Source organism: Bartonella sp. ML70XJBT.G, assembly GCF_028618575.1.
Taxonomy (GTDB): Bacteria; Pseudomonadota; Alphaproteobacteria; order Rhizobiales; family Rhizobiaceae; genus Bartonella.
Window position 1 is genome coordinate 1 of sequence record NZ_JAQITA010000046.1, and the last position, 4466, is coordinate 4466.

Below are 4466 nucleotides of genomic sequence, written 5' to 3' on the forward strand. Positions count from 1 at the left end.
TAAAGGGTATAGAGAACAAAAAAACACTAATTTAGAAGGAGTAATTGATATGAGATGGGGTATTATAGGTCTAGATTTTAACAGATGGGGACAGGAGCATCGACAGTAAATGCTCTACGGTTAATGAAAAGAGAAAAAAGGGACTTATAGAATAATTTATGGAGAATAATTGATGAAAACCTACACCTTAGATGATGTTGCAGTATTAATTGATAAAGTGAATAAGTATGATGATGATATTATTAATTTGGGTAGTGAAGATGATGAAGAGAATGAAACAGATGATCTACAGATTGAAAAAGCGGAGAAAGCTTTGGGTTTGAAATTTACATCGTCTTACAAAGTTTTTTTAAAGAAATATGGAGGAGGGGAAATTGGTGGTGATGAAATTTTTAGCATTTATGGAGATTATGGGGAAGGTATTCCTGCTGGTGATATTGTTTACCGAAACTTACTCAATAGAAAAAAAGGTTTTGTGACACCAGAACAGCTTTTCGTGAGCAGAACAGATTTTGGTGAGACATTTTATTTTGATTATACGCAGTTTCGGGATGGTGAATGCCCGCTCTATGTCATGCTTCCATCTGAAGAGTGCGAATATTACGCAAGTAATTTTTATGAATTCCTTTGTAAAAGAATTAAAGAAAGCGTGGGAGCTGAGATACTTGATGGTGATCAACCAATTGAAAAGCATGAGACCCCTCCCATTCCGCAACCTATCCCTTTTTACGAGCGTTTTTGGAAAAAATTATGGGGGAAATGACATGGGGGGAGGAAATACGTAACGTTTATAAGGTATATGCAGCAGATATTCCGAGTAGTGGTATTATTTGTGATCTCTTAATTTGCTTCTAAAAAAATTTTGCAGAACTTGCCGCTCAGGGAGATCTTGAAAAACTTGCGGCGAAAAAAGAACTGATCAAAGAAGCTGCCAAAGAAAAAAAGAATTGGTTAAAAAAGAAACCCATTAAATTTACCGATAGCAAATTTGATCAGACATACAAAGTCTATCAGAAAGACGATTTGTTTGATCCTAACAAAAGGGTTAAATGGACAGTAAAAGGGGAAGATGTGTGGGGCACCAATGTTGAGAGAATGGAAGCAGGAAGAGCTCCTATAGGATATGATGGTCAACCTGTTGAGTTGCATCACTTAAAGCAAACCCCTGATGGCCCCTTAGCAGAGGTTACTAAAGCATTTCATAACGAACATAATTCTGTTATTCATATTAATCCTAATACAATGGGATCAGCTATTGATAGAGATATTTTCGATAGATGGAGGGCGAAATACTGGAAAGAACGTGCTAAAGGTTATGAAAAGAGAAGTATAGAAGCTAAAAAATAACAATTTATGGAGAACAAATTATGGAAACTTATACTTTAGCTGATGTTGCACAATTAATTAATAAGTATCCGGATGTTATCGACTTTGGCACTGCAGAGGATGCACCTGATGATATATTGATTGAAAAGGCTGAGAGAACTCTTGGTTTACAATTCACCTCGTCCTACAAAAGTTTTTTAAAAAATTATGGAGGAGGAGAAATTGGAGGTTATGAAATTTTTAGCATTTATAACGCAAGTTTTGATAAGTGTCCTGCTGGTGATATTGTTTTCTATCATTTGACGGATATAAAAAATGGTTTCGCAAAACCACAGCAGCTTGTTGTCAATAGAACAGATTTTGGTGAAACCTTTTACTTTGATTATACTCAGTTTCAGGATTGTGAGTGCCCGCTCTATCTTAGATTTCCACCTAGCGATCCCCAGTATTACGCAAGTAATTTTTATGAATTTCTCTGTAAAAGAATTATGGAACATGCTGGGGGGTAATGACGATGCAAACCAAAGACGCAACAGAGATTTTAAAAAAAGTTGGTTGGGAGCCCCATCGCGATGAAATGGGTGATATGTTTGCTTATTATCACCTCCCCGATCGCATAGTGCGTATTCATTATGGTGTCATAGATTATGGACGGGATAGCGGAAGATTGTGGGTTTCTGTCAGTCTTACTACTGCTGCTTATTGTCTTGGCTGTGAATATGCTAACGGTAAAGAATCTCAACCTCTATATGAGGATATGCTGATTTCTTCAGAAGAGAATTTTGGAGTTACAGCACTGGAGTTTTTTGAAAGCCATGTCAAGGTAGCTTTAAACAAAGTGTTAGCTTGGGCGCAAGCACAAGATATTGAGAAAAAATTACGTGAAAAAGCTGCTAATCATTCTCTCGTTGCAAAGGCTCTACTCGGCGATACCGAAGCTTTAAGGAATTACAAACCTACACCTCAATTATATACACCAGAGTTTTCTGATTATGAAAAGATGACACAGGTTAAGCGCGTTATCTTTTTTGCTGAGGCGTATAAAAATAACGAATTGGATGACATTTTAGCACGCAAAAAACCGAAACAGTGTTTGATGAGTCTTACAGCAGCAACGCGCATTCTTAAAACCCAAGGGTGGTTTGCCACAGAGCCTGGAAAAATGTGGTTGGTTTTGCCCGACCGCTTTATTCAATTTGATTTTGGTTTTATACGTCTCCATGATCAGTACAATGTCCATCTTGAAGAAGTAGTCTCCAACGAAGAGATTTCTGTAGCTTGCCATTATATTTACCATAGTGGAAAACTTAGGCACATATCAGCTACAAATATTTATCAACCTTTTAATACACTTGGAGCGGAGAATTTTAATGGGATTGACATACGTGTAGAGACATTAAATGAGCAAGAGTTGACAAAAATCTCTGAGCGGGTGATACAGTGGGCACGTGCTCAAGATTTGCAAGCATCGATAGAAAGTAAAACGCTCATCCAAAAATATAGCTGTACTCCATCTATAGTTTGGCATTTGGCTTGTTTAGCGTTAACAGGTCAAATTGATATCCTAAAGTCTTATCAAAATTCCCTTGCAGCAGGTAAACTACTTGAGCATTTGCAAAATCTTGATGAACAACTGGAGGAGTGTGTAAATCACGCTGTTGAATTTGCTGAAGAATATCTGAAAATTCTTAATGAGAGAGAAGCTGCTGAAGCGCATCTTGGTCCGAAAGCTTTGATTACTTTCAATAAAGTTGCTGAGCAATTAAAACAAATGGGTTGGACAGTTTATCGTGATAAAAACTACAATCACAATGCTTATTTTATAAGTAAAGACTGTATCATCAATGTAATGTATAACCTTCAAAGTGATGAAGAAGAGTCAATTGTTGCATTTAAGGCTTCCCTTTCAACACTTGGCTTTTCCACTGCTCATAGAGAGATTTTCTATAATATGCCTCAATATACAGCTCTCAAAGAAGCAGAAGAAGTTTATACAGTTTCTAGTACTGAATTGGATGGAGGCAAGCTAAAGCAGATTTGTACAGATATTCTTGAATGGGCTGATAAACAAAACACCAATCAAATTATCTATGATTATGCGGTTTTGTCACCGAACAGTGAAGTGTGCATTGCAGTATGTCACCTTATTGCGCTTATTTTGATAGGAAATGTCAAAAAACTCAAATTTTATAAGGAGAGTTTTCAAAGAAAAAATCATCTAGGCTTTGCAGATTGTTTCACAAAATATGATATTGACAACGCTTTTAGTCTTGCACGGCGTTATCGAGCAGGTTTTCCAAAAAACACTCCAATTGTTTGAGCTTGGATCCACAAACAACATCTGTTGCTTTTCAAACAGCAGCTGTTGATGTGACAGAGGAGATAGATGAAACGGATGATAGAGATGCTCCATTGACCATGGAAAGTGCTACAGCACTTTTAAAAAGCTTAGGCTGGACAATTGAAAAAATCGATGAAGATGACCATATGGCAAGCTATCAATTGGCTGATCGTGAAGTAGACATTCTTTATAACGATGAAACTGCTAAAGATTGTCCGCAATTTGATAGCGCCTTTTTGATTAGCACCGGTATCCTTTCTGCTGCTTGCAAATTCATTGATCCTACACACACGGAAGATTTTCCAGATATACAGCTTAATTTTGAGGCAAAAGGATTGGAAATCTTTGAACCAGAAGTTACTGCAGATCGTTTAACACAGGCGCTTGATGATGCACTAGAATGGGCAGTAAGCGCTATTGATCTTTCTGAAAGACTTCGCTCTGATTATGGTATAGCGCCTTGGCAACAGGATGCAACGTCTAAAGCAGATGATACAGATTATGCTTTACTTCACCTTGGAGCCCTTGCTTTATTGGGTGATGTTGAAACTTTGCATTCTTATCAGCAAAGTTTTGCAGCAGGAGATCATTTAGGCTTTAGCGAAAGCATTCAACAGCTTCATCTTGAACGGGCTATCACTTTAGCCAAGGAAGTATCAAAGGTAAAGCAAATGAGCTACGCTTTGATTGAACAGATTGCAAAGGATTTTACCAATCACTCAGAACTTCCCAGCGATGAGCAACCCCGCTCTTGGAAGGAAAAAATCACTCAGTTTATGGGAAAAAAAGACAAGAAATA

The 4466-nt window shown here is 37.4% G+C and carries 3 protein-coding genes and 1 pseudogene; all 4 read left to right on the top strand.

The window, feature by feature from the left end; all coding sequences use genetic code 11:
- The first annotated feature begins 172 nt into the window (after positions 1-172).
- Positions 173-763 (top strand): SMI1/KNR4 family protein, encoded by a 591-nt coding sequence (locus PVV64_RS09885; protein ID WP_273760824.1) that lies wholly within the window; start codon positions 173-175, stop codon positions 761-763.
- Between the two features lie 308 nt (positions 764-1071).
- Positions 1072-1347, top strand: a complete 276-nt coding sequence (locus PVV64_RS09890; protein ID WP_273760825.1) for an HNH/ENDO VII family nuclease — start codon at positions 1072-1074, stop codon at positions 1345-1347.
- 20 nt (positions 1348-1367) lie between these two features.
- Positions 1368-1835 carry an SMI1/KNR4 family protein gene (locus PVV64_RS09895; RefSeq protein WP_273760826.1) on the top strand — a complete coding sequence of 156 codons (468 nt, stop codon included), beginning with the start codon at positions 1368-1370 and terminating at the stop codon, positions 1833-1835.
- 5 nt (positions 1836-1840) lie between these two features.
- Positions 1841-4466, top strand: a pseudogene (locus tag PVV64_RS09900) (DUF6990 domain-containing protein); the annotation flags it as partial.